Source organism: Escherichia sp. MOD1-EC6842, from assembly GCF_002965705.1.
Lineage (GTDB): Bacteria > Pseudomonadota > Gammaproteobacteria > Enterobacterales > Enterobacteriaceae > Escherichia > Escherichia ruysiae.
On the sequence record NZ_PTRF01000011.1, the window covers coordinates 140238 to 160090 of the forward strand.

At 51.0% G+C, this 19853-nt stretch carries 22 protein-coding genes; 17 read left to right on the top strand and 5 right to left on the bottom strand.

The features are described 5' to 3' along the window. Window positions 1-16 precede the first annotated feature (16 nt). Together fliA and A7Z29_RS14810 are read right to left on the bottom strand one after the other, a co-directional pair. The gene (gene fliA / locus A7Z29_RS14805; protein WP_000839543.1) at window positions 17-736 is read right to left on the bottom strand and encodes an RNA polymerase sigma factor FliA; all 720 of its coding nucleotides are present in this window, start codon (window positions 734-736) and stop codon (window positions 17-19) included. Between the two features lie 304 nt (window positions 737-1040). Then, a complete protein-coding gene (locus A7Z29_RS14810; protein ID WP_105290412.1) occupies window positions 1041-2309 on the bottom strand; it encodes a FliC/FljB family flagellin in 1269 nt (422 codons plus the stop codon). Window positions 2310-2555: 246 nt separating this feature from the next. Between A7Z29_RS14810 and fliD the strand changes: the two genes are divergently transcribed. The 4 genes from fliD to amyA all read left to right on the top strand — a co-directional run bounded on the left by fliD (window position 2556) and on the right by amyA (window position 6327). Beyond that, window positions 2556-3971, top strand: a complete 1416-nt coding sequence (fliD, locus tag A7Z29_RS14815) for a flagellar filament capping protein FliD (protein ID WP_000146827.1) — start codon at window positions 2556-2558, stop codon at window positions 3969-3971. A gap of 15 nt (window positions 3972-3986) precedes the next feature. Further along, a complete protein-coding gene (gene fliS / locus A7Z29_RS14820) occupies window positions 3987-4397 on the top strand; it encodes a flagellar export chaperone FliS (RefSeq protein ID WP_000286600.1) in 411 nt (136 codons plus the stop codon). Next, entirely contained in the window at window positions 4397-4762 is a 366-nt protein-coding gene (gene fliT / locus A7Z29_RS14825) for a flagella biosynthesis regulatory protein FliT (RefSeq protein WP_001015044.1), read from the top strand. Before fliS ends, fliT begins: the two co-directional genes overlap by 1 nt. Window positions 4763-4839: 77 nt before the next feature. Next, complete coding sequence (gene amyA / locus A7Z29_RS14830) at window positions 4840-6327, top strand: alpha-amylase (protein ID WP_105290413.1); 1488 nt, start codon at window positions 4840-4842, stop codon at window positions 6325-6327. A 120-nt stretch (window positions 6328-6447) separates the two neighbouring features. On the opposite strand, the gene yedD is transcribed toward amyA, so the two are convergent. Next, the gene (gene yedD, locus A7Z29_RS14835) at window positions 6448-6861 is read right to left on the bottom strand and encodes a lipoprotein YedD (RefSeq protein WP_105290414.1); all 414 of its coding nucleotides are present in this window, start codon (window positions 6859-6861) and stop codon (window positions 6448-6450) included. Between the two features lie 186 nt (window positions 6862-7047). Here yedD and yedE point away from each other — a divergent pair, with 186 nt between their 5' ends. Beyond that, window positions 7048-8253, top strand: a complete 1206-nt coding sequence (gene yedE, locus A7Z29_RS14845; RefSeq protein ID WP_000118927.1) for a selenium metabolism membrane protein YedE/FdhT — start codon at window positions 7048-7050, stop codon at window positions 8251-8253. Next, a complete protein-coding gene (yedF, locus tag A7Z29_RS14850; protein WP_000790504.1) occupies window positions 8250-8483 on the top strand; it encodes a sulfurtransferase-like selenium metabolism protein YedF in 234 nt (77 codons plus the stop codon). The genes yedE and yedF overlap by 4 nt, the downstream gene beginning before the upstream one ends. 126 nt (window positions 8484-8609) lie before the next feature. On the opposite strand, the gene zinT is transcribed toward yedF, so the two are convergent. Then, window positions 8610-9257: a metal-binding protein ZinT gene (gene zinT / locus A7Z29_RS14855; protein ID WP_000989853.1), complete on the bottom strand. Its 648-nt coding sequence runs from the start codon at window positions 9255-9257 to the stop codon at window positions 8610-8612. 223 nt (window positions 9258-9480) lie between these two features. Between zinT and A7Z29_RS14860 the strand changes: the two genes are divergently transcribed. Continuing rightward, window positions 9481-9885 (top strand): DUF1398 family protein, encoded by a 405-nt coding sequence (locus A7Z29_RS14860; RefSeq protein ID WP_000373062.1) that lies wholly within the window; start codon window positions 9481-9483, stop codon window positions 9883-9885. Between the two features lie 184 nt (window positions 9886-10069). Next, window positions 10070-10471 carry a g-type lysoyme inhibitor PliG gene (gene pliG / locus A7Z29_RS14865; protein WP_000700153.1) on the top strand — a complete coding sequence of 134 codons (402 nt, stop codon included), beginning with the start codon at window positions 10070-10072 and terminating at the stop codon, window positions 10469-10471. A 579-nt stretch (window positions 10472-11050) separates the two neighbouring features. On the opposite strand, the gene fliE is transcribed toward pliG, so the two are convergent. After that, window positions 11051-11365 (bottom strand): flagellar hook-basal body complex protein FliE, encoded by a 315-nt coding sequence (fliE, locus tag A7Z29_RS14875; RefSeq protein ID WP_024165182.1) that lies wholly within the window; start codon window positions 11363-11365, stop codon window positions 11051-11053. A 214-nt stretch (window positions 11366-11579) separates the two neighbouring features. On the opposite strand from fliE, the gene fliF reads away from it, so the two are divergent. The 9 genes from fliF to fliN all read left to right on the top strand — a co-directional run bounded on the left by fliF (window position 11580) and on the right by fliN (window position 19852). Further along, window positions 11580-13238, top strand: a complete 1659-nt coding sequence (gene fliF, locus A7Z29_RS14880) for a flagellar basal-body MS-ring/collar protein FliF (RefSeq protein WP_001098223.1) — start codon at window positions 11580-11582, stop codon at window positions 13236-13238. Further along, window positions 13231-14226 (top strand): flagellar motor switch protein FliG, encoded by a 996-nt coding sequence (gene fliG / locus A7Z29_RS14885; protein ID WP_000067966.1) that lies wholly within the window; start codon window positions 13231-13233, stop codon window positions 14224-14226. The genes fliF and fliG overlap by 8 nt, the downstream gene beginning before the upstream one ends. Then, on the top strand, window positions 14219-14905 hold the full coding sequence (fliH, locus tag A7Z29_RS14890; RefSeq protein ID WP_085460816.1) for a flagellar assembly protein FliH: 687 nt from the start codon (window positions 14219-14221) through the stop codon (window positions 14903-14905). The genes fliG and fliH overlap by 8 nt, the downstream gene beginning before the upstream one ends. Further along, entirely contained in the window at window positions 14905-16275 is a 1371-nt protein-coding gene (gene fliI / locus A7Z29_RS14895; protein ID WP_000213313.1) for a flagellar protein export ATPase FliI, read from the top strand. The genes fliH and fliI overlap by 1 nt, the downstream gene beginning before the upstream one ends. 21 nt (window positions 16276-16296) lie before the next feature. Continuing rightward, a complete protein-coding gene (gene fliJ / locus A7Z29_RS14900) occupies window positions 16297-16740 on the top strand; it encodes a flagellar export protein FliJ (RefSeq protein WP_000807573.1) in 444 nt (147 codons plus the stop codon). Further along, window positions 16737-17864 (top strand): flagellar hook-length control protein FliK, encoded by a 1128-nt coding sequence (locus A7Z29_RS14905; RefSeq protein ID WP_085460817.1) that lies wholly within the window; start codon window positions 16737-16739, stop codon window positions 17862-17864. Before fliJ ends, A7Z29_RS14905 begins: the two co-directional genes overlap by 4 nt. Window positions 17865-17968: 104 nt before the next feature. Continuing rightward, the gene (gene fliL / locus A7Z29_RS14910; protein WP_000133127.1) at window positions 17969-18433 is read left to right on the top strand and encodes a flagellar basal body-associated protein FliL; all 465 of its coding nucleotides are present in this window, start codon (window positions 17969-17971) and stop codon (window positions 18431-18433) included. 4 nt (window positions 18434-18437) lie between these two features. Next, entirely contained in the window at window positions 18438-19442 is a 1005-nt protein-coding gene (gene fliM / locus A7Z29_RS14915) for a flagellar motor switch protein FliM (protein WP_010346990.1), read from the top strand. Continuing rightward, window positions 19439-19852: a flagellar motor switch protein FliN gene (gene fliN / locus A7Z29_RS14920; protein WP_001281690.1), complete on the top strand. Its 414-nt coding sequence runs from the start codon at window positions 19439-19441 to the stop codon at window positions 19850-19852. Before fliM ends, fliN begins: the two co-directional genes overlap by 4 nt. The last annotated feature ends 1 nt before the right edge of the window (window position 19853 follow it).

The following is a 19853-nucleotide window of genomic DNA, read 5'->3' on the forward strand; positions in this document are numbered from 1 at the left end:
GCGGCATTTACCTAAGTTATAACTTACCCAGTTTGGTGCGTAACCGTTTAATAGCCTGGCTATGTAACTGACTGACCCGAGATTCACCGACTTCCAGCACTGCGCCAATCTCTTTGAGATTAAGCTCTTCCTGGTAATAGAGCGTTAATACCAACTGTTCGCGCTCCGGTAACATTTCGATGGCTTCCATCACCCGCTGACGCAAATTACCGTCCAGTAATTGCTGCAATGGGTTATCCCGCTGATGATCGTCAGTAACCAGTTCAATGCTATCACCGTGCTCTTCGCGCCACTCATCATAGGAGAAAAGTTGGCTGTTATTCGTATCAAGCAACATTTGTCGATAGTCGGCGATTTCAATCCCTAAACGTTCTGCCACTTCAGTTTCTGTGGCATTGCGGCCAAGCTCCTGCTCCAGTTGCCCTATTGCCTGCGCCACTTCACGTGCATTGCGTCGCACGCTGCGCGGCACCCAGTCACGGCTGCGAAGTTCATCCAGCATAGCACCACGGATACGCTGCACTGCGTAAGTTGTAAATGCCGTTCCTTGCAGGGCATCATAACGTTCAACAGCATTAAGTAATCCAATGCCGCCTGCCTGTAGCAGATCGTCAAGTTCTACACTCGCGGGCAGTCGAACCTGCAGGCGCAATGCTTCGTGACGCACCAGCGGGATATAACGCTGCCACAGCGAATGTTTATCCATTACACCTTCAGCGGTATAGAGTGATTTCACGATAAACAGCCCTGCGTTATATAAATAATCGGCATAATTATCCGTTTCTGCAGGTTTTTTAATCGGACGATTAATGGGTGAAATAAGGGGTTATTTAGGGTAATCGGTAAATAACGAGCAGAATAACCCCGCCGGAGCGGGGTTAAGATTGCTGACAACGTCAGCCTCATCTTGCCGGATGCGGCGTAAACGCCTTATCCGACCTACGCGAATATGCAAATTTATTAATTGCGATTCACCTTTTAGGCATGATAAGCGCAGCGCATCAGGCAATTTGGCGTTTGCTGTCGTTATATTACGACGATTAACCCTGCAGCAGAGACAGAACTTGTTGCGGCACCTGGTTAGCCTTAGACAGCACAGAGTTACCCGCCTGCTGGATGATCTGCGCTTTCGACATGTTAGACACTTCGGTCGCATAATCGGCGTCCTGAATACGGGACTGCGCTTCAGACAGGTTGGTGGTGGTGTTGTTCAGGTTAGTGACCGCAGAATCCAGACGGTTTTGTACGGCACCGAGGGAGGAGCGGAATTTGTCGACTGATGCAATCGCTTTGTCCAGCAGCGCCAGTGGATCGTTGGTCGAAGCACCTGCAAATTCAGTATCTGTTGACATCTTAATTGTTGTATCAATATCTGTAGCGGCAAGAATATCTAGACCATCACCACCCGCTTTATAATTTTTACCATCAACTGTCACAAAACCAGCTGCATTACCCGTTGCTGGATCATTTGCAACTTTAACTGCAACACCGTTTTTAGTCGCACCGGCACCATCAGCAGTAGTGTAAGTTACATTAGATGTGTTAATTGTCACCACACCACTAGTCTGATTCAGCGTTGCCGCATAATAATCACTACCAGATTTAACAACATAATTTCCTGTAGCGGCCCCATCTTTATCAAGAATGTTATGCAGGCTTAAATTATTAGTATCCGCAATACCTAACGTTGCAGCTGTTGTCCCTGCAAATGTAACATCTTTCGGAGCCCCTGTAGCCTGAGGCACACTTGTAATCGAGTCGCCAACATTTAAAGAATTACCGTCTACGGCAAATCCTTTAAGACCCAGCGTTGAAGAATCAATTTTCTGCAAATCGATAGAGATGGTCTGCCCATCATTCGCGCCAACCTGAATCTTCATCGAACCGTCTTTCGCCAGCACATTCACGCCGTTGAACTGAGTCTGACCGGATACACGGTCAATTTCATCGAGACGGGATTTGATTTCGTCCTGAATAGAAGACAGGTCAGAATCAGAGTTAGTCCCGGTCGTCGCCTGAACGGTCAACTCACGCACACGCTGCAAGTTGTTGTTGATTTCAGACAGTGCGCCTTCTGCGGTCTGCGCCAGAGAAATACCGTCATTAGCGTTACGCGCAGCCTGAGTCAGCCCTTTAATGTTAGAGGTGAAACGGTTAGCAATCGCCTGACCAGCAGCGTCATCTTTTGCACTGTTAATACGCAGACCAGAAGAGAGGCGCTCGATAGAAGTCGACAGCGCAGACTGGTTTTTGTTGATGTTGTTCTGAGTGATCAGCGAGAGGCTGTTGGTGTTAATGACTTGTGCCATAATTTTTATTCCTGTTTTTTAGCTCTACGGTTTAAGTATTGGGCTTCCACCCTTCGGCTTCGTCGCCGTCAACCCTGTTATCGTCTGGTCACTCACAACCTTTAGAATTTTTTTCTAGCCGTCGAAATACTCCCCTTCCTCGTTGCTGTTCGTGTCATTAAGCCAAAAAATAAATCGTAAACTTTGCCCCGCTTACGCCGATAACCCCGGTATTCGTTCTACATGTCGCATGATTAAGGAATCAATATGGCTAGTATTTCAACGCTTGGGGTTGGGTCGGGGCTGGACTTAAGCAGCATCCTCGACAGTCTGGAGGCGGCAGAAAAATCTACCCTGACGCCGATATCAAAACAGCAAAGCTCTTACACCGCGAAACTGAGCGCCTACGGGACGCTGAAAAGCGCACTGGAGAGTTTCCAGACAGCCAACACAGCACTGAATAAAGCCGATTTATTTACCGCCACCTCAACCACCAGTAGTTCATCGGCTTTCAGCGCCACCACCACGGGCAGCGCGATTGCCGGGAAATACACCATTAGCGTCAGCCAACTGGCGCAGGCACAGACGCTGACCACCAAAAACAGTCAAAAAGACAGTAAAGCCGCCATCGCCACCAGCGATAGCGTACTGACCATCCAGCAAGGCGGCGGTAAAGATCCGGTCACGATTGATATCAGCGCGGCTAACTCGTCACTTTCCGGTATTCGCGATGCCATTAACAACGCCAAAGCTGGCGTCAGCGCCAGTATCATCAATGTAGGTAACGGCGAGTATCGTCTGTCCATCACCGCTAACGATACGGGCAGCGATAACGCGATGAAACTTAGCGTCAGCGGCGACAGCGCCCTGGAAAGTTTTATGGGTTACAACGGAACTTCAGGTGATAGCAGCAATGGCATGATTGAAAGCGTCACCGCGCAAAACGCCAAACTGACGGTCAATAACGTTGAGATTGAAAACAGCAGTAACACTATCAGCGACGCACTGGAAGATATCACCCTCAACCTGAATGACGTCACCACTGGTAATCAGACACTGACCATCAGTAAAGACACATCAAAAGCTGAAAATGCGGTTAAAGCGTGGGTGGATGCCTATAACACATTGCAGGATACGTTCAGCAGCTTAACCAAATACACCGCCGTCGATGCCGGCGCAGAAAGTCAGGACTCCAGCAATGGCGCATTACTCGGCGACTCCACACTGCGTACCATCCAGACTCAGCTTAAAACCTTGCTCGCCAATACCCACAGCAGTTCAAACTATAAAACGCTGGCACAGATTGGCATTACCAGCGATGCCAGTACCGGCAAGCTGGAAATCGCGACCGACAAGCTGCAAACGGCGCTGAAGAAAGATGCCGCTGGCGTCGGTGAAATGTTTATTGGTGACGGTAAAAGTACAGGGGTAACCACCGGCATTAGCAGCAATCTGACCAGTTGGCTCTCCTCCACCGGGATAATCCAGGCAGCAAAAGATGGCGTCAGCAAAACGCTGAACAATTTGACTGATCAGTACAACGCAGCCAGTGAACGTATCGATACCTTAATGGCGCGCTATAAAGCCCAGTTTACCCAATTAGATGTGTTAATGAACTCGCTGAACTCCACCAGTAGCTATCTGACACAGCAGTTCGATACCTCAAATAGCAGCTCGAAATAATCTTCAGGAGAGACTATGTACAGCGCAAAAGGCACCCAGGCCTATGCCCAAATTGGCGTCGAAAGCGCCGTAATGAGCGCCAGCCAACAACAATTGGTCACCATGCTATTTGACGGCGTGTTGAGTGCACTGGTAAGAGCGCGCCTGTTTATGCAGGACAACAATCAGGAAGGAAAAGGCGTCTCTTTGTCAAAAGCGATCAGCATTATTGATAACGGGCTGAGGATCGGTCTTGACGAAGAAAGCCAGGACGAATTAACCCAGAATTTGATAGCCCTGTATAGCTATATGATCAGGCGTTTGCTGCAAGCCAATTTACGCAACGATGTCTCCGCAGTCGAAGAAGTGGAAACGTTGATGCGCAACCTTGCCGATGCCTGGAAAGAGTCTTTACTCTCCCCTTCTTTGATTCAGGATCCTGTCTGATGAACCACGCACCGCACTTGTATTTTGCCTGGCAACAACTCGTCGAAAAAAGCCAACTCATGTTACGCCTGGCGACAGAAGGACGATGGAATGAACTCATCGCCAGCGAAATGGAATATGTCAATGCGGTGCAAAAGATCGCACACCTAACGGAAGAAACAGAACCCTCTGCCATGATACAGGAGCAGCTCAGACCGCTGCTGCGCCTCGTTCTGGAAAACGAAAACAAAGTAAAACAGTTATTGCAGATTCGGATGGATGAACTGGCGAAACTGGTCGGTCAGTCATCAATGCAAAAATCTGTGTTAAGCGCCTACGGTGATCAGGGGGGCTACGTGCTGGCGCCGCAGGAAAACCTCTTTTGACGCTTAAAAAGATGATGGCTCGCGAATAATCCGATTACGGCTACGCTTCTAATGTTCCCCTTGAGTGGAGTCGAAGAATGCGTAATCCCACGCTGTTGCAATGTTTTCACTGGTATTACCCGGAAGGCGGCAAGCTCTGGCCTGAACTGGCCGAGCGCGCCGACGGTTTTAATGATATTGGTATCAATATGATCTGGCTGCCACCAGCCTATAAAGGCGCATCGGGCGGGTATTCGGTCGGCTACGACTCCTACGATTTATTTGATTTAGGCGAATTTGATCAAAAAGGCAGCATCCCCACCAAATATGGCGATAAAGCACAACTGCTGGCCGCCATTGATGCACTCAAACGCAATGACATTGCGGTACTGCTGGACGTGGTCGTCAACCACAAAATGGGCGCAGATGAAAAAGAAGCCATTCGCGTACAGCGCGTCAATGCTGACGATCGCACGCAAATTGATGATGAAATCATTGAGTGCGAAGGCTGGACGCGTTACACCTTTCCCGCTCGTGGCGGGCAATACTCGCAGTTTATCTGGGATTTCAAATGTTTTAGCGGTATCGACCATATCGAAAACCCAAACGAAGACGGTATCTTTAAAATCGTCAACGACTACACCGGCGAAGGCTGGAACGACCAGGTTGATGATGAGCTTGGTAATTTTGACTATCTGATGGGTGAAAATATCGATTTTCGCAACCATGCCGTTACGGAAGAGCTCAAATACTGGGCGCGCTGGGTGATGGAGCAAACGCAATGCGACGGTTTTCGTCTCGACGCAGTAAAACATATTCCGGCCTGGTTTTATAAAGAGTGGATCGAACACGTGCAGGAAGTCGCGCCAAAGCCGCTATTTATTGTGGCGGAATACTGGTCGCGCGAAGTTGATAAGCTGCAAACGTATATTGATCAAGTTGAAGGCAAAACCATGCTGTTTGATGCGCCGCTACAGATGAAATTTCACGAAGCATCACGCATGGGGCGCGACTACGACATGACGCAGATTTTCACCGGTACGCTGGTGGAAGCCGATCCTTTCCATGCTGTTACGCTGGTCGCCAATCACGACACCCAACCGTTACAAGCCCTTGAAGCGCCGGTTGAACCGTGGTTTAAACCGCTGGCTTATGCCCTGATTTTGCTGCGGGAAAATGGCGTCCCTTCCGTGTTCTACCCTGATTTGTACGGTGCTCATTACGAAGATGTCGGCGGTGACGGACAAACTTATCCGATAGATATGCCGATAATCGAACAGCTTGATGAGTTGATTCTCGCCCGCCAGCGTTTCGCCCACGGAGTACAGACGTTATTTTTCGACCATCCGAACTGTATTGCGTTTAGTCGCAGCGGTACTGACGAATATCCTGGCTGCGTGGTGGTCATGTCAAACGGCGACGATGGCGAAAAAGCCATTAATCTGGGGGAGAATTACGGCAATAAAACCTGGCGCGACTTTCTGGGTAATCGACAAGAGAGCGTAGTAACCGATGAAAATGGCGAAGCGACCTTCTTTTGCAACGGCGGTAGCGTCAGTGTGTGGGTTATCGAAGAGGTGATTTAAAACCGATCGCTGGCAATACACTCATCGTTATTGCGGGGGCGTTACCGTTTTAGGCCCGATAAGCTTGCGCATCGGGCACTTTTTTTGACATAAAAATCCCCCAGCGCCAGGGGGATTTCATTACGGTAGTGGCGTCGGCAACGGCGCTTTTTCCAGCACGGCAGCACATTCAGCCGTCGGTCGATTCACGCGTTCCATCGTCATGCCGTCATATTCGATGGTGTTACCGTCACGTTCAATTTCATATAGCTCACGTTTGACCGTAACGTTAGTGAGATCATCAGATATCAGCGTCAACTTACCCGGTAAAGCAATCACCCGCTGCCACTGACGACAATCCAGCGTATCACCCTCTTTAGTAACAATCAGGCTACCTATCGCTTCAGGGCTGACCAGAGCACGTTGTGGCCCTTTGGTCTGCCAGTAGCCCGCCAGCCACTCTGGCGCGGGTGCTTTCACAACATTGTTATAATTTTCAACTTCGGCACAGCCAGCCAGCAGCATAAGTGCGCCTGCAATTGCGAGTTTTTTCATCATTCATCCTGCATGAGAAGAAAAGAGGATTGTGGCATTAATGCCTTGATGCTGCCAGCCTTTCCAGACCCAAGGTGAAATTTGATCTAACCATTATTTTTGTGAATTATTGACCCGAAAATAAATTTACATGGTGTATGATTCGCAGCTCTTGTTACAAACCTTCTGAGTTCAGAGGCTACATACATGTCATGGCAGCAATTCAAGCAAGCCTGGTTGATTAAATTCTGGGCCCCCATCCCCGCAGTCATCGCGGCGGGTATTCTCTCCACTTATTATTTTGGCATCACCGGCACCTTTTGGGCAGTTACGGGTGAATTTACCCGCTGGGGCGGTCAGCTCCTGCAACTGTTTGGCGTCCATGCTGAAGAGTGGGGTTATTTTAAAATAATCCATCTGGAAGGATCGCCATTAACCCGCATCGACGGAATGATGATTCTGGGTATGTTTGGCGGCTGTTTTGCCGCTGCTCTGTGGGCCAACAACGTTAAATTACGTATGCCGCGCAGCCGTATCCGCATTATGCAGGCCATTATTGGCGGTATTATCGCCGGTTTCGGCGCACGTCTGGCGATGGGCTGTAACCTGGCTGCGTTCTTCACCGGTATTCCGCAGTTCTCGTTGCACGCCTGGTTCTTTGCTATCGCCACCGCCATCGGCTCATGGTTTGGTGCGCGCTTTACCCTACTGCCGATGTTCCGCATCCCGGTAAAAATGCAGAAAGTCTCTGCCGCATCACCGCTAACACAAAAACCGGATCAGGCACGGCGTCGCTTCCGCCTCGGGATGCTGGTATTTTTCGGTATGCTGGGCTGGGCGCTGCTGACAGCAATGAATCAACCGAAGCTGGGGTTGGCTATGCTATTTGGCGTCGGCTTTGGCTTACTGATTGAACGCGCGCAAATCTGCTTTACCTCGGCGTTCCGCGATATGTGGATCACCGGACGAACCCATATGGCGAAAGCGATCATTATCGGTATGGCGGTGAGTGCCATCGGTATTTTCAGTTATGTACAGTTAGGCGTAGAACCGAAAATAATGTGGGCGGGTCCGAACGCTGTCATTGGTGGGTTACTGTTTGGTTTTGGTATTGTTCTGGCAGGCGGCTGTGAAACTGGCTGGATGTACCGCGCGGTGGAAGGCCAGGTGCACTACTGGTGGGTTGGCCTGGGCAACGTTATCGGCTCGACGATTCTGGCTTATTACTGGGATGATTTCGCCCCGGCGCTGGCAACCGACTGGGACAAAATCAACCTGCTGAAAACCTTTGGCCCAATGGGCGGCCTGCTGGTGACATATTTGATGCTGTTCGCTGCGTTAATGTTGGTTATCGGCTGGGAGAAACGCTTCTTCCGCCGTGCGGCGCCGCAGACTGCTAAGGAGATCGCATGAAAAATATCGTTCCTGATTACCGTCTAGATATGGTGGGCGAACCCTGCCCTTATCCGGCGGTCGCTACTCTTGAGGCAATGCCGCAGTTAAAGAAAGGCGAGATCCTCGAAGTGGTCAGCGATTGCCCGCAGTCAATTAACAATATTCCGCTGGATGCACGTAATCACGGCTATACCGTACTGGATATCCAGCAAGACGGGCCGACCATTCGTTATTTGATTCAAAAGTAATCTTTTCTCCCGCTGTTTCAGGCAGCGGGAGTGTCTATGCTACAAATGCTCTGCTGTAGAGGCAGAGAAAAGTACGCGATATATCAGACAAATATTCTCAAGGATTTATGGCAATCCTGAAATGAACTAGTGATGAAGCATCTCATCCACAATTTCTTTCGTCTGTAACTGATAAGGATAATAAGTTGGCCAGTTATCCATCTCTTCAAGTAATTGCTGTTGTGACGTATTGCCCATAAATATATGGAAATGAGAGGATTTCCGGGGGGCAATAATATGATCGCTAAACTGCACAAACTTAGGTGCTTTACTGGCAGGATCACGGCACTCAAACAGATAACGAACACCTTTCTTTCCTGATTTATATGTCAATATCTTGAATCCACTATAATTATATTTACAGGAAGTCACCTCCTCCCCTCTGTGGAACTCCATAACACCATTTTCGATACCGATAGTGTCAATATCCGTCGTATATCCCTGCTGATAATAGGACTTAATATCCGCAAATGATTTACCCGGTTCTTTTTTTGCTTTCATTTCAAAAACAGGATCAAGGTCACCACTTTGAAGCAAGGGGTATACCGATTGCCAAATACCATCCCAGTCAGTGAGTGACCTGTCTTTCACGTTATCATCATCAAAAATACCCTTTGCTGCTTTTTGTTCTATTTCTGTCAGTGGTGCCCCATGCGAATGATGCCCATGAGCAAGTGCATAGTTGCCAGTCAATAGTAACCCCAGCGCAAAAGCCAATTTATTAACAACCATCATCCAGTTTATCCTCCCGCTTCAACATTCATTAAATGTTATAACATAACATTTTGCGAGTGCAATACTGAAGAACGAATAGCAAAACCTAACCAGACACACGCATCATAACCCTATATTTAGTACGTCTTTGTCACCCGCATTAAGTCATCGGATCTGATTGAAGGAATAGCACCAATCATGCAAACTACAAACTCTCACAACTAACAAGAGATTATTCCCTCTGATGGATCAGGTTGCTATTTTCCAAAAGATGTTTGAGCAAGTGAGAACGGAGCTAAACTTTTCCTGGTTTTACACAGAGTTAAAACGTCATCATATTGCGCATTACATTTACTATCTTGCTACAGATAACATTAGGATCGTCACACACGATGACAAGGTGTTGTTAATAAGAGGAAGCAGAAATCTATTAAAAGTCAGTGCCACTAAGAACCCTGAGCAAGTAATAAAAGCAGCCCGGACTCACATTTCCAGAAAGTCTACTTTTCGGGAATATTGTATAACGCTCGCGAATGCGGGTGTTTTCCGGTGGGTTACTGACGTTAATGATAATAAACGTCGTTACTATTCCATCGATAATACACTCTTATATATTGAAGATGTTGAAAACAATAAACCCTTAATTTAAGTGTATTAGCTCATCTCAGATCTGACAGTTATCCGTTATTTGTACAGGTATCTGTCAGATTATCTCTTCCCTGACACCACTCACGCGCCATAGCAACTTCCAGGCGGGAGGCTCATGGAAAATATCTGGCAAAAATTGTTATATTATAACAACGGTAGTTTTTCCATGACTGAGGAGAACACACATGAAAATCAATGGTGTAAGTAAAGCCATTTTTCTTTTTGCACTGCTAACCTCAACGGCCTCTGCCGCTGGCAAGGACGTTAATGTTGAGTTCAGGAAGGGGCATAATAGTGCGCAGTACTCAGGAGAGATAAAGGGATACGATTACGACACATATAACTTCTATGCCCAAAAAGGCCAGAAGGTGCACGTCAGCATCTCCAATGAGGGAGCTGATATTGTCCTCTTTGGGCCCGGAATCAGCGATTCGGTTGATCTCTCCAGATACTCTCCCGAGCTTGATGACAACGGTCAGTACATCCTTCCCGCTTCCGGTAAATATGAGCTAAGGGTGCTTCAAACCCGCAATGACGCTCGTAAAAACAAGGCTAAAAAATACAGCGTCAACATCCAGATTAAGTAAACAGAGAACGACGGGGCTATCCCCGTCATTACTTTCCTGTACTTGAAAATGACTGTCAGTAACAGACAGGAGCTGGCTGTGACACGGTTTCCCCCCACATCACACCTGCTGGCGAGAGCGACAAACCCGCGCCCTGTTTACGCGTTAAATACTTGCTGCTTTAACCGTCTGAATAGTGTGGGGATATATCGGTAAGTGTTACCTGAAAATACGATTAATTTTATGGTTTAAACCTTTTTTAGTTATTAGTAAGATACATGCGCTTCCAAAAAAGCTGGGAAATTCAACAACTCTTGGAAAATTTTTGGCCTTGTCCCGCGGCTCCAATCCGACAGCCGCGTTTCTTTTCACTATCTAATCCATCGCTAACTTACGAACTTTGCCTTCACGCATTCAAACGCGGAATACAAAAGATCGGCAGCACGGGAAAAGAGAGTCTGGATTGTATCCAGTGCAAAGCGTTGTGGATGGCAGAAAACAATCAGGAGCAGGTATCAGAAATTGGGTGCGTTTGCCCCATCCATGCCCCACGCTGTGGGATCGGATGTCATTAAACAAGCACAGTCAACAAGTTAAAACCTACACCTGCATGGACATCACTTCCTGGTACGCTGCCACCAGCTTATTACGCACCTGAATCCCCATTTGCATCGAAACCGACGCTTTTTGCATATCGGCCATCACATCGTTTAGCGCCACGCCGGGTTCGCCGAGGGTGAATTTTTCTGCCTGCGTGCGCGCGGCGGTTTGCGTATCGCTTATGCGATCGAGCGCGGCATGAAGCTGTCCGGCAAAACTGATTGTGGGTTGCGACAGTGGCTGCTGGACACGCGCACTCATTGCCGTGGCCTGTAACTGGCTGATAACCCCTTCGATCCCTTGTATGGCTGACATACTCATCTCCCAAATAGTTTCTGGTAGCAGAGCCTATCAGCAAGTCAATAAGATAAAGGCGTTAAATAACGATAAAAAAACGGGTTAATTGGGGCATAGAAAAAAATAAAACCACAAATAATGAGGCCGTTAATTTTTCGAGTGTGCTGACCCGGGAGTGCGTCTTGTTCCACTTTGCCAATACCGCCGTCTATCATCTGCCGCGAGGTGCGCGATGAATACGACCGCAGCCCAGACAAAATCTCTTGAGTGGCTCAATCGCCTGCGCGCGAATCCGAGAATTCCCCTGATTGTTGCTGGTTCCGCTGCGGTGGCAGTGATAGTCGCGTTAATTCTGTGGGCAAAAGCCCCTGATTACCGCACGTTATTCAGCAATCTTTCCGATCAGGATGGTGGCGCAATCGTCAGCCAACTGACGCAAATGAATATTCCTTACCGCTTCAGCGAAGCCAGCGGCGCGATTGAAGTTCCGGCCGATAAAGTTCACGAGCTGCGTCTGCGTCTGGCGCAGCAAGGCTTACCTAAAGGCGGTGCAGTTGGATTTGAACTGCTCGATCAGGAAAAATTTGGCATCAGCCAGTTCAGTGAACAGGTGAATTATCAGCGGGCGCTGGAAGGCGAGCTTTCCCGTACCATCGAAACTATTGGCCCGGTAAAAGGGGCGCGCGTGCATCTGGCGATGCCAAAACCCTCTTTATTTGTTCGTGAACAAAAATCTCCTTCGGCATCAGTGACGGTAAATTTGTTGCCAGGCCGCGCGCTGGATGAAGGGCAAATTAGCGCCATTGTACATCTGGTTTCCAGCGCGGTTGCCGGTCTACCACCAGGAAATGTCACGCTGGTGGATCAGGGCGGACATCTGTTAACCCAATCCAACACCAGCGGGCGTGACCTTAATGATGTCCAGTTGAAATATGCCAGCGATGTCGAAGGACGCATTCAGCGGCGTATTGAAGCGATCCTGTCGCCTATTGTCGGCAACGGCAATATTCACGCCCAGGTAACGGCACAACTGGACTTCGCCAGTAAAGAGCAAACAGAAGAACAGTATCGCCCTAACGGCAACGAATCACAGGCGGCGCTCCGCTCACGCCAGCTTAATGAGAGCGAGCAAAGCGGTTCCGGTTATCCGGGCGGCGTACCGGGTGCGTTGTCGAATCAGCCAGCGCCTGCGAATAACGCACCAATCAGTACGCCTCCGGCAAATCAAAATAATCGCCAGCAGCAGGCGAGCACCACCAGCAATAGTGGACCGCGTAGCACGCAGCGTAATGAAACCAGTAACTACGAAGTCGATCGCACCATTCGTCATACCAAGATGAACGTGGGCGATGTGCAACGCTTATCCGTTGCGGTAGTGGTGAATTACAAAACGTTGCCAGATGGCAAACCGTTGCCTCTCAGCACCGAACAGATGAAGCAGATTGAAGATCTGACCCGCGAAGCGATGGGCTTTTCGGAAAAACGCGGCGACTCGCTCAATGTCGTCAACTCGCCATTCAATAGCACTGACGAAAGCGGTGGAGAACTACCATTCTGGCAACAGCAGGCATTTATCGATCAGTTGCTGGCTGCCGGGCGCTGGTTGCTGGTGCTGCTGGTGGCGTGGCTGCTGTGGCGTAAAGCGGTACGCCCACAGCTAACACGTCGCGCCGAGACGATGAAAGCTGTACAGCAACAGGCACAGAGCCGCGCGGAAGAGGAAGATGCGGTAGAAGTCCGCCTGAGCAAAGACGAACAACTACAGCAACGCCGCACTAACCAACGTCTGGGAGCTGAAGTAATGAGCCAGCGTATCCGTGACATGTCTGATAACGATCCGCGCGTGGTGGCGCTGGTCATTCGCCAGTGGATAAACAACGATCATGAGTAACCTGACAGGCACCGAAAAGAGCGTCATCCTGCTAATGACCATTGGCGAAGACCGGGCGGCAGAGGTTTTCAAACATCTCTCCCAGCGCGAAGTGCAAACCCTGAGCGCGGCGATGGCAAACGTCACACAGATCTCCAATAAGCAGTTAACGGATGTGCTGGCGGAGTTTGAGCAAGAAGCTGAACAGTTCGCGGCACTGAATATCAACGCCAACGATTACCTACGTTCGGTGCTGGTCAAAGCCCTTGGTGAAGAGCGTGCCGCCAGCCTGCTGGAAGATATCCTCGAAACCCGCGATACCGCCAGTGGTATTGAGACACTCAACTTTATGGAACCGCAGAGCGCCGCCGATCTGATCCGCGATGAGCATCCGCAGATTATCGCCACCATTCTGGTGCATCTGAAGCGCGCCCAGGCCGCTGATATTCTGGCGTTGTTCGATGAACGTCTGCGCCACGACGTGATGTTGCGTATTGCGACCTTTGGCGGCGTACAGCCTGCCGCGCTGGCGGAACTGACCGAAGTACTCAATGGCCTTCTCGACGGTCAGAATCTCAAACGCAGCAAAATGGGCGGCGTGAGAACGGCAGCCGAGATTATCAACCTGATGAAAACCCAGCAGGAAGAAGCGGTTATTACCGCCGTGCGTGAATTTGACGGTGAGCTGGCGCAGAAGATCATCGACGAGATGTTCCTGTTCGAAAATCTGGTGGATGTCGATGATCGCAGCATCCAGCGCCTGTTGCAGGAAGTGGATTCAGAATCGCTGCTGATCGCCCTGAAAGGTGCCGAGCAGCCACTGCGCGAGAAATTCCTGCGCAATATGTCGCAGCGTGCCGCCGATATTCTGCGCGACGATCTCGCCAACCGTGGTCCGGTGCGTCTGTCGCAGGTCGAGAACGAACAGAAAGCGATTCTGCTGATTGTGCGCCGTCTTGCCGAAACCGGCGAGATGGTGATTGGCAGCGGCGAGGATACCTATGTCTGATAATCTGCCGTGGAAAACCTGGACACCGGACGATCTTGCGCCGCCGCAGGCGGTGTTTGTGCCAATGGTCGAGCCAGAAGAGAGCATTCCTGAAGAGGCCGAACCCAACCTTGAGCAACAACTGGCGCAACTGCAAATGCAGGCCCATGAGCAAGGTTATCAGGCGGGAATTACCGAAGGTCGCCAGCAAGGCCACGAACAAGGCTATCAGGAAGGAATCGCTCAGGGGCTGGAACAAGGACTGGCGCAAGCAAAATCCCAGCAAGCGCCGATTCATGCCCGGATGCAGCAACTGGTCAGCGAATTTCAAACCACGCTTGATGCGCTTGATAGTGTGATTGCTTCGCGCCTGATGCAGATGGCGCTGGAGGCGGCGCGTCAGGTGATCGGTCAGACGCCAACGGTGGACAATGCGGCGTTGATTAAGCAGATCCAGCAGTTGTTACAGCAAGAACCGTTATTCAGCGGCAAACCGCAGCTGCGCGTACACCCGGACGATCTGCAACGCATCGATGAAATGCTCGGCGCAACCTTAGGTTTGCATGGCTGGCGCTTGCGGGGCGATCCGACACTCCATCCCGGCGGCTGCAAAGTCTCCGCCGATGAAGGCGATCTCGACGCCAGTGTCGCCACTCGCTGGCAAGAACTCTGCCGTCTGGCAGCGCCGGGAGTAGTGTAATGACCACGCGCCTGACACGCTGGCTAACCACACTGGACAACTTTGAAGCCAAAATGGCGCAGTTGCCTGCGGTGCGTCGCTACGGGCGATTAACCCGCGCCACCGGGCTGGTGCTGGAAGCTACCGGATTGCAATTGCCGCTCGGCGCAACCTGTGTGATTGAACGCCAGAACGGCACTGAAACTCACGAAGTAGAAAGCGAAGTGGTTGGCTTTAATGGTCAACGACTGTTTTTAATGCCACTGGAGGAAGTGGAAGGTGTCCTGCCCGGCGCACGCGTTTATGCCAAAAATATCTCCGGCGATGGCCTGCAAAGCGGCAAACAGTTGCCGCTCGGTTCGGCGTTATTAGGTCGCGTTCTGGACGGCAGCGGTAAACCGCTCGATGGCCTCCCCTCCCCCGATACGACTGAAACCGGTGCGCTGATTACCCCGCCGTTTAACCCGTTACAACGCACACCGATTGAACATGTGCTGGACACGGGCGTGCGTCCTATCAATGCCCTGCTTACCGTCGGGCGCGGGCAGCGTATGGGGCTGTTTGCCGGTTCCGGCGTCGGTAAAAGTGTGCTGCTGGGAATGATGGCACGTTACACCCGCGCTGATGTGATTGTCGTGGGTTTGATTGGCGAGCGTGGGCGCGAAGTAAAAGATTTTATTGAGAATATCCTCGGTGCTGAAGGACGTGCACGCTCAGTGGTGATTGCCGCACCGGCAGATGTTTCCCCACTTCTGCGAATGCAGGGTGCCGCCTATGCCACGCGCATTGCCGAGGATTTTCGCGATCGTGGTCAGCATGTGTTGCTGATTATGGACTCCCTCACCCGCTACGCGATGGCTCAGCGTGAGATTGCGCTGGCGATTGGCGAACCGCCAGCCACCAAAGGTTATCCGCCGTCGGTATTCGCCAAATTACCGGCACTGGTCGAGCGTGCCGGAAACGGCATCAGCGGCGGCGGCTCGATTACCGCGTTTTATACCGTGCTCACCGAAGGCGATGACCAGCAGGATCCGATTGCTGACTCCGCGCGGGCAATCCTCGACGGTCACATTGTGCTGTCTCGCCGACTGGCGGAAGCCGGGCACTATCCAGCTATCGATATTGAAGCGTCGATCAGCCGTGCAATGACGGCGTTAATCAGCGAGCAACATTATGCGCGAGTGCGCACATTCAAACAGTTGTTGTCGAGCTTTCAGCGTAATCGCGATCTGGTCAGTGTCGGCGCTTACGCCAAAGGCAGCGATCCAATGCTCGATAAAGCCATCGCCCTGTGGCCGCAGCTGGAGGGCTATTTGCAACAAGGTATTTTTGAACGCGCGGACTGGGAAGACTCTCTTCAGGGGCTGGAACGTATTTTTCCGACAGTGTGACTACGCAGGAGATAACAGCAGATGGCAGAACATGGCGCACTGGCGACCCTGAAAGATCTGGCAGAAAAAGAGGTGGATAACGCCGCACGTCTGTTGGGTGAAATGCGTCGCGGATGTCAGCAGGCAGAAGAACAACTCAAAATGCTGATCGATTATCAGAATGAATATCGAAACAACCTGAATAGCGATATGAGTGCCGGGATGACCAGCAACCGCTGGATCAACTATCAGCAGTTTATTCAGACGCTGGAAAAAGCCATTACCCAGCATCACCAGCAACTCACGCAGTGGACACAAAAAGTTGATGTTGCCCTGAATAACTGGCGGGAGAAAAAACAACGTTTGCAGGCCTGGCAGACACTACAGGAACGGCAATCCACGGCGGCGCTACTGGCAGAAAACCGCCTCGATCAGAAAAAGATGGATGAGTTCGCCCAGCGCGCCGCCATGAGGAAACCAGAATGATTCGCTTAGCGCCCTTGATTACCGCTGACGTTGACACCTCCGCATTGCCCGGCGGCAAAGCCAGTGATGTCGCTCAAGATTTTCTCGCATTGTTGAGCGGGGCATTAGCAGACGATACAACAACCGACAAAGCTGCGATCCAATTGCTGGTGGCAACAAATAAACCTGCCACAAAAGGCGAACCGCTGGTGAGTGATATTCTTTCCGATACGCAACAAGCGGATTTACTGCTCCCTGTGGATGATACACCGCCAGTCGTTAATGACGAACACGCCACATCAACACCGTTAACCGCCGCTCAGGCGATGACGCTGGCTGCGGCGGCTGACAAAAATACGACAAAAGACGAAAAAGCGGATGATCTTAATGAAGACGTCACCGCAAGCCTGAGCGCCCTTTTCGCGATGTTACCGGGTTTTGACAATACACCCAAAGTGACTAATACGCCGTCAACCGTGTTACCGACAGAGAAGCCAACGCTCTTCACAAAACTGACTTCTGCGCAACTCACCACAGCACAGACTGACGACGCCCCTGGCGCTCCAACTCAGCCATTAACACCGCTGATTGCTGAAGCCCAGAGTAAAGCGGAAGTCATCAGCACGCCATCGCCGGTGACCGCTGCCGCCAGTCCGCTAATCACTTCGCACCAGACGCAGCCACTGCCCACCGTCGCAGCGCCTGTTTTGAGTGCACCGCTGGGTTCTCACGAATGGCAACAATCATTAAGCCAGCATATTTCGCTGTTTACCCGTCAGGGACAACAAAGTGCCGAGCTGCGTTTGCATCCGCAGGATTTAGGCGAGGTGCAAATCTCCCTTAAGGTGGATGACAACCAGGCGCAAATCCAGATGGTTTCGCCGCATCAGCACGTTCGCGCGGCACTGGAGGCGGCTCTGCCAGCACTGCGCACACAACTGGCAGAAAGCGGTATTCAGTTAGGACAGAGCAATATCAGCGGCGAGAGTTTTAACGGTCAGCAGCAGGCCGCGTCCCAGCAACAGCAAAGTCCGCGCACAACAAGCCATGAACACCTGGCTGTCGAAGATGACGATGCACTGCCGGTTCCCGCCTCTTTACAAGGGCGTGCAACAGGCAATAGCGGCGTTGATATTTTCGCCTAACGTCAGAGGTGGCACCGTAATCCACGTCTTTTCCACGCTTTGCCGCGCTTAAGACACAGGATAATTAGCCGATAAGCAGTAGCGACACAGGAAGACCGCAACACATGACTGATTACGCGATAAGCAAGAAAAGCAAGCGATCGCTTTGGCTCCCGATCCTGGTATTCATTACTCTCGCGGCCTGCGCCAGCGCGGGTTACAGCTACTGGCATTCGCGTCAGGCTGCTACTGACGACAAAGCACAGCAACACGTCGTACTCTCACCTGTCTTCTATGCACTGGACACTTTTACGGTCAATCTGGGCGAAGCGGATCGCGTGCTTTATATCGGCATAACACTGCGACTGAAAGATGAAGCCACCCGTTCGCGCCTGAGCGAGTATTTGCCGGAAGTCCGCAGTCGCTTGCTGTTACTGTTTTCGCGCCAAGATGCCGCCGTGCTGGCAACTGAAGAAGGCAAGCAAAAGCTGATTGCCGCAATTAAAGCCACACTCTCCACCCCGCTCGTTGCCGGGCAACCGAAACAGGATGTCACCGACGTGCTGTATACCGCTTTTATTCTGCGATAACGACATGGGCGATAGTATTCTTTCTCAAGCTGAAATTGATGCGCTGTTGAATGGCGACAGCGAGGTCAAAGACGAACCGACAACCAGTGCTGGCGGCGAAAGTGATATTCGTCCGTACGATCCCAATACCCAACGACGGGTTGTGCGCGAACGTTTGCAGGCGCTGGAAATCATTAATGAGCGTTTTGCCCGTCATTTCCGCATGGGGCTGTTTAACCTGCTGCGCCGTAGCCCGGACATTACCGTCGGGGCGATCCGCATTCAGCCGTACCATGAATTTGCCCGCAACCTGCCGGTGCCGACCAACCTGAACCTTATCCATCTGAAACCGCTGCGCGGCACCGGGCTGGTGGTGTTCTCGCCAAGTCTGGTGTTTATCGCCGTGGATAACCTGTTTGGCGGAGATGGTCGCTTCCCGACCAAAGTAGAAGGTCGCGAGTTTACGCATACCGAACAGCGCGTCATCAATCGCATGTTGAAGCTGGCGCTTGAAGGCTATAGCGACGCCTGGAAGGCGATTAATCCGCTGGAAGTAGAGTACGTGCGTTCCGAAATGCAGGTGAAATTTACCAATATCACCACCTCGCCGAACGACATTGTGGTTAACACGCCTTTTCATGTCGAAATTGGCAACCTGACCGGCGAATTTAATATCTGCCTGCCATTCAGCATGATCGAGCCGCTACGGGAATTGTTGGTTAACCCACCGCTGGAAAACTCGCGTAATGAAGATCAGAACTGGCGCGATAACCTGGTGCGTCAGGTGCAGCACTCACAGCTGGAACTGGTCGCCAACTTTGCCGATATATCGCTGCGCCTGTCGCAGATTTTGAAACTGAAACCCGGCGATGTCCTGCCGATAGAAAAACCCGATCGCATCATCGCCCATGTTGACGGCGTTCCGGTACTGACCAGCCAGTACGGCACCATCAACGGTCAATATGCGTTACGGATAGAACATTTGATTAACCCGATTTTGAATTCTCTGAACGAGGAACAGCCCAAATGAGTGACTTGAATAATCCGGCCGATGACAACAACGGCGCAATGGACGATCTGTGGGCTGAAGCGTTGAGCGAACAAAAATCAACAAGCGGCAAAAGCGCGACTGAAGCCGTGTTCCAGCAGCTTGGCGGCGGCGACGTCAGTGGAACATTGCAGGATATCGACCTGATTATGGATATTCCGGTTAAGCTGACCGTCGAGCTGGGTCGCACACGTATGACCATCAAAGAGCTGTTGCGTCTGACGCAAGGGTCAGTCGTGGCGCTGGACGGTCTGGCGGGCGAACCGCTGGATATTCTGATCAACGGCTATTTAATCGCCCAGGGCGAAGTGGTGGTCGTTGCCGATAAATACGGCGTGCGGATCACCGATATCATTACCCCGTCTGAGCGAATGCGCCGCCTGAGCCGTTAGT